The organism is Methylopila musalis (assembly GCF_042679725.1).
GTDB classification, from domain to species: Bacteria; Pseudomonadota; Alphaproteobacteria; order Rhizobiales; family Methylopilaceae; genus Methylopila; species Methylopila musalis.
Map to the genome: position 1 here is coordinate 1 of NZ_JBHTMX010000213.1, position 4,752 is coordinate 4,752.

The following is a 4,752-nucleotide window of genomic DNA, read 5'->3' on the forward strand; positions in this document are numbered from 1 at the left end:
CGCCTCCGCGCCGTCGCCGCCCGCGAGCCGCGCCAGCGCGGGGTCCACGTCGGCGAACAGCGGCGCCTTGTCCTTCAGCTCCGCCGCGATGCGCGCCGCGACCCGGGGACCGACGCCCGGCGCGCGGGAGATCGCCGCCTTGTCCTGCAACGCGATGGCGGTGGCGAGGTCCGGCGCCTCCAGCACCGACAGCACGCCGAGCGCCACCTTCGTTCCGACGCCCTGCACCGTGTTCAGCAGGCGGAACCACTCGCGCTCCAGATCGGACATGAAGCCGAACAGCTGGATGCGGTCCTCGCGTACATGGGTCTCGATCGACAGCCGCGCGGTCTCGCCGGCCTTCAGCCGCGACAGGGTGCGCGTCGAGCAATGGACCACGTAGCCGACGCCGCCCACGTCGATGATGGCCCAGTCGAGGCCGACCGAATCCACCTTGCCGGTGAGCTTGCCGATCATGCGGAAATCCTCGCGGCGGCTGCGCGCTGGCGGGTGCCCCGGTGCTGGGCGTGGCAGATGGCGACCGCGAGCGCGTCGGCCGCGTCCGGGCTCTTCACCAGCGCCTTGGGCAGCAGCAGGCCGACCATGTGCTGGATCTGCCGCTTCTCGGCGTGGCCCGCGCCCACCACGGTCTTCTTGACGAGGTTCGGCGCGTATTCCGCCACCTCGAGCCCGGCGAGCGCCGGCGCCAGCATGGCGACGCCGCGGGCCTGCCCGAGCTTCAGGGTCGCGGTCGGGTTCACGTTGACGAAGGTCTCCTCCACCGCCGCCTCGTCGGGACGGTGCTCCGCCAGCACCGCCTGCAGCCCGGCGAAGACGCCGGCGAGGCGGGCCGCGAGCTCCTGCGCGGCGTCGGGCGCGATGACGCCGGCCGCGACGAAGGACAGGCGGTGGCCCTCGGCCTCGATCACCCCCCAGCCGGTGCGGCGGAGGCCCGGATCGACGCCGAGGATGCGAATCGGGAGCGGTCTCATGGCCACCCATGTAGCGGGCGAAAGTTACCGGAACACAAGTGGAACGTCGAAGGCCGCCGTTTGCGTCAGCGGGACGGGCGGTTGCGCGGACGCCCGTTCGTCCGCACCGGAGGGCGCTATATATGGCGGACGCTGGCGCCGGGAGCGTCCCGCCCGCAGCGCGCCCCTTAAGAACACATCACCGAGTCGAGAGAGGACATCCCATGTTCGCATGCACCGGATACGCCGCGACCGCGCCCGAGACGCCGCTCGCGCCGTTCGATTTCCAGCGCCGCGACGTCGGCCCGAAGGACGTGCGCATCGACATCGCCTATTGCGGCGTCTGCCACTCGGACCTGCATCAGGCCCGCAACGAATGGGCCAACACGCTCTACCCCTGCCTGCCCGGCCACGAGATCGTGGGGTCGGTGGTCGAGGTCGGCGCGGAGGTGACCAAGTTCAAGGTCGGCGACCTCGCCGGCATCGGCTGTATGGTCGACAGCTGCCGCGAGTGTTCGAGCTGCAAGGACGGGCTCGAGCAGTATTGCGAGACCGGCTTCGTCGGCACCTACAACGGCGTCGAGGCGCAGACCGGGCAGAACACCTTCGGCGGCTATTCCGAGGCGATCGTCTGCGACGAGAGCTTCGTGCTGAAGCTGCCGGAAGGCGTCGATCTGGCGGCCACCGCGCCGCTGCTCTGCGCCGGCATCACCACCTATTCGCCGCTGAAGCGCTGGGGCGTCGGCCCGGGCAAGAAGGTGGGCGTGGTGGGCCTCGGCGGCCTCGGCCACATGGCGCTGCAGATCGCCCACGCCATGGGCGCCCATGTGGCGCTGTTCACCACCTCCGCCGGCAAGGTCGAGGACGCCAAGCGCCTCGGCGCCGACGAGGTCATCATCTCCAAGGACGCCGCGCAGATGGCGGCCCATGCGGAGAGCTTCGACTTCATCCTCGACACGGTGGCGGCCGACCACGACGTGAACGCCTATCTCGGCCTGCTGAAGCGCGACGCCACGCTGTGCCAGGTGGGCGCGCCGGAGAAGCCGCTGTCGGTGGCGGCCTTCAGCGTGATCTGGCGGCGGCGCAACTTCTCGGGCTCGCTGATCGGCGGCATCGCCGAGACGCAGGAGATGCTCGATTTCTGCGCCAAGCACGGCATCGTGTCGGAGATCGAGATGATCGACATCCGCGACATCGAGGCGGCTTACGAGCGCATGGTCCGCAGCGACGTGAAGTACCGCTTCGTCATCGACATGGCGACGCTGAAGCAGGCCGCCTGAGACGCCGGGGGCGGACGCCGCGGCGCCCGCCCCCGCGCTCCGTCTTGTCCCGGCCGCGCCCTCGCTCTTGTCCCGGCCTTGAGCCGGGACCCAGACACGTCTCCCTGAGAGAATAAAGCTCCCCGCCCGTCGCGCCTCTCTTGGTGACGCCAGCGTCTCTGGGTCCCGGCTCAAGGCCGGGACAAGAAGTGGGAGCCGCATCCGCCATGGGCGCGAGACGACGCGCGACATCAGCGTCTTCCCGACCGCGCGCCTCTTCCCTTGTCCCGGCCTTGAGCCGGGACCCAGAACCGTCTCCGTGGGAGAATAAAGCTCCTCGCCCGTCGCGCTTGTCTTGGTGACGCCAGCGTCTCTGGGTCCCGGCTCAAGGCCGGGACAAGGAGCGTTGGCGCTCCTCCCCGGTCAGCCGTAGCGGCGGGCGGCTTCGAGGGCGAGGCCGGAGCCGACGGAGCCGAAGGTGTCGCCCTCGGCCACCCGCGCGCCGGGCACGGCGGCGAGGATGGCGGCCCGCACATGGGCGAGCCGGGTGGAGCCGCCGGTGAGGAACACCGCGTCGATCCGCTCGGCGGAGACGCCGGCGGTCGACAGGCAGTCGCCGATGCGGACGGCGATGCGGGCGGCGAGCTCGTGGGTGTGGCGCACCAGATCTTCAGGCGCCACTTCGGCCGCGAGGCCGCGCTCGGCGATCCCGAGCGGCACGGTGGCGACGGGCGCCTGGGAGAGGCCGATCTTCGCCGCCTCCACGTCGGCGGCGAGCCCGTGGCCCGCCTCGGCCTCGATCACCCGGATCAGCCGGTCGAGCAGTTCGGGGGTCGCGGACTCCCGACGGGTCTCGCGGATCGAGCGCACCGCCTTGCCGTCATAGAGCTTGTTGATGCTCTGCCAGGTGGCGAGATCGTGGAACCAGCTCGACGGCGCCTCCAGCCCCGCCCGCTTCATGGGGCTGCGGAAGCCGAGCAGCGGCATGGCGACGCCGAGGCTGAGGCGGCGGTCGAAATCGACGCCGCCGATCCGCACGCCGTCATTGGCGAGGATGTCCCCCGAGCGGTCCGCCGCCCGGTGCCGCTCGGGGCTGAGGCGCACCACCGAGAAGTCCGAGGTGCCGCCGCCGATGTCCGCGATCAGCGCCAGCTCCTCGGCGCCGATGGTGCGCTCGTAGTCGAGGGCGGCCGCCACCGGCTCGTACTGGAACGAGATCTCCCCGAAGCCGACCGACAGCGCGATCTCCCGCAGCGTGGCCTCGGCGCGGGCGTCGCCCTCCGGATCGCCGTCGACGAAATGCACCGGGCGGCCGTGCACCACCGCGTCCAGCTCGGCGCCGGTCGCCTGCTCCGCCCGGCGGCGGACGATGCCCACATAGCGGCCGATGACGTCCTTGAACTTGACGCGCTCGCGGCCGACCTGGGTCGTCTCCTCGATCAGCGAGGTGCCGAGCGCCGACTTCAGGCTGCGCATCAGCCGGCCGGGCTCGCCGTCGCGATAGGCCTTCAGCGCCGCGCGGCCGACGACGGCGGCGGCGGCCGGCGGAAAGAAGATGGCGCTCGGCAGCGTCGCCTCGTCGCCCTCGAGGCGGGCGAGGCCGCGTCCCGACAGGCCGAGCGTGGTGTTGGACGTGCCGAAGTCGAGGCCGCACGCGGTCATGGGAAGCGCCCGAACGATCAAGGAAGGGCGGCCCTCCTATACGCCCGCGCGCCCGACGTCCATGCCCGATCGCGGGAGGCCGCCGCGCGCCGACCCCGCAGGCGCGCGTTCGAACGCGGCGGGCGGGACCGGCGAACCATGCGCGCACGAAGGCTTGATCGCCCGGATCCTGTAATGGACCTTGGCGAATAGTCTCCGTTCAGCAGTTTTGAACGATTATCAATTATGGCCCGCGTCTTGAGTTAGTGGCCGCCTGCCCTTATTCCCCTCTCATTCCACGGCTCTGTGGCTTTTGGAGGGAGGCAAGCTCTTGGCGCTGTTCCATTACCTGCGCATGCCGCGCGCGATCGCCGCCGCGGCGGTCGTCTGCGCCCTCGCCACCCCGGCGGTCGCCGCTCCCGGCGTGACGCTGGAGCTGAACCGGTTCGAGCCGCGCGACAACGCCTGCCGCATCTCGCTGGTGGCGAAGAACGGCGGCGCGAAGGCGCTGGAAAGCCTGAAGCTCGATCTGGTGTTCTTCGACAAGGACGGCGTCATCAGCCGCCGCCTCGCGGTGGAGGCCGGCCCGCTGCGCGCCGACAAGACCACGGTGAAGCTGTTCGAGGCCACCGACGTGACCTGCGCCTCGGTGAGCCGCGTGCTGCTGAACGACGTCACCGCCTGCGGCGCGGACGGCGCCGACTGCCTCGACCTCGTCGCCGTGTCGTCGCGGGTGAAGGACGTGGAGTTCTCGAAGTGACCAGCCTGCGCTCCTTCGTCGCGGCGCTCGCGCTGGCCGGAGCCCTGGTCGCCCCGGCCGCGGCCCAGCAGCCGCAGCCCTCGCCCGCCCAGACCCTGCCGCCGGCGGAAGAGGTGCAGGCGGTGGAGCCGGGCCAGCAGCC

5 protein-coding genes are annotated in these 4,752 nt (G+C 71.3%); 2 read left to right on the forward strand and 3 right to left on the reverse strand.

From position 1 onward, the window contains the following. On the reverse strand, positions 1-456 hold a 456-nt coding region (ruvA, locus tag ACFQ4O_RS15310), incomplete at its 3' end, for a Holliday junction branch migration protein RuvA (protein WP_378776856.1). Beyond that, the gene (gene ruvC, locus ACFQ4O_RS15315; protein ID WP_378776858.1) at positions 453-971 is read right to left on the reverse strand and encodes a crossover junction endodeoxyribonuclease RuvC; all 519 of its coding nucleotides are present in this window, start codon (positions 969-971) and stop codon (positions 453-455) included. The genes ruvC and ruvA, both read right to left, overlap by 4 nt. A 203-nt stretch (positions 972-1,174) precedes the next feature. Between ruvC and ACFQ4O_RS15320 the strand changes: the two genes are divergently transcribed. Then, positions 1,175-2,230, forward strand: coding sequence for an NAD(P)-dependent alcohol dehydrogenase (locus ACFQ4O_RS15320; protein WP_378776860.1), 1,056 nt, complete (start codon positions 1,175-1,177; stop codon positions 2,228-2,230). A gap of 402 nt (positions 2,231-2,632) precedes the next feature. Here ACFQ4O_RS15320 and ACFQ4O_RS15325 read toward each other — a convergent pair whose 3' ends face one another. Next, positions 2,633-3,871, reverse strand: coding sequence for an Hsp70 family protein (locus ACFQ4O_RS15325; RefSeq protein WP_378776862.1), 1,239 nt, complete (start codon positions 3,869-3,871; stop codon positions 2,633-2,635). Positions 3,872-4,181: 310 nt separating this feature from the next. Here ACFQ4O_RS15325 and ACFQ4O_RS15330 point away from each other — a divergent pair, with 310 nt between their 5' ends. Further along, positions 4,182-4,610 carry a hypothetical protein gene (locus ACFQ4O_RS15330; protein ID WP_378776864.1) on the forward strand — a complete coding sequence of 143 codons (429 nt, stop codon included), beginning with the start codon at positions 4,182-4,184 and terminating at the stop codon, positions 4,608-4,610. Positions 4,611-4,752: the final 142 nt, after the last annotated feature.

Coding starts and splice junctions, on each gene's coding strand:
- ruvC (WP_378776858.1), bottom strand. CDS start 971: ATGAGACCGCTCCCGATTCGCATCCTCGGCGTCGATCCGGGCCTCCGC.
- ACFQ4O_RS15320 (WP_378776860.1), top strand. CDS start 1,175: ATGTTCGCATGCACCGGATACGCCGCGACCGCGCCCGAGACGCCGCTC.
- ACFQ4O_RS15325 (WP_378776862.1), bottom strand. CDS start 3,871: ATGACCGCGTGCGGCCTCGACTTCGGCACGTCCAACACCACGCTCGGC.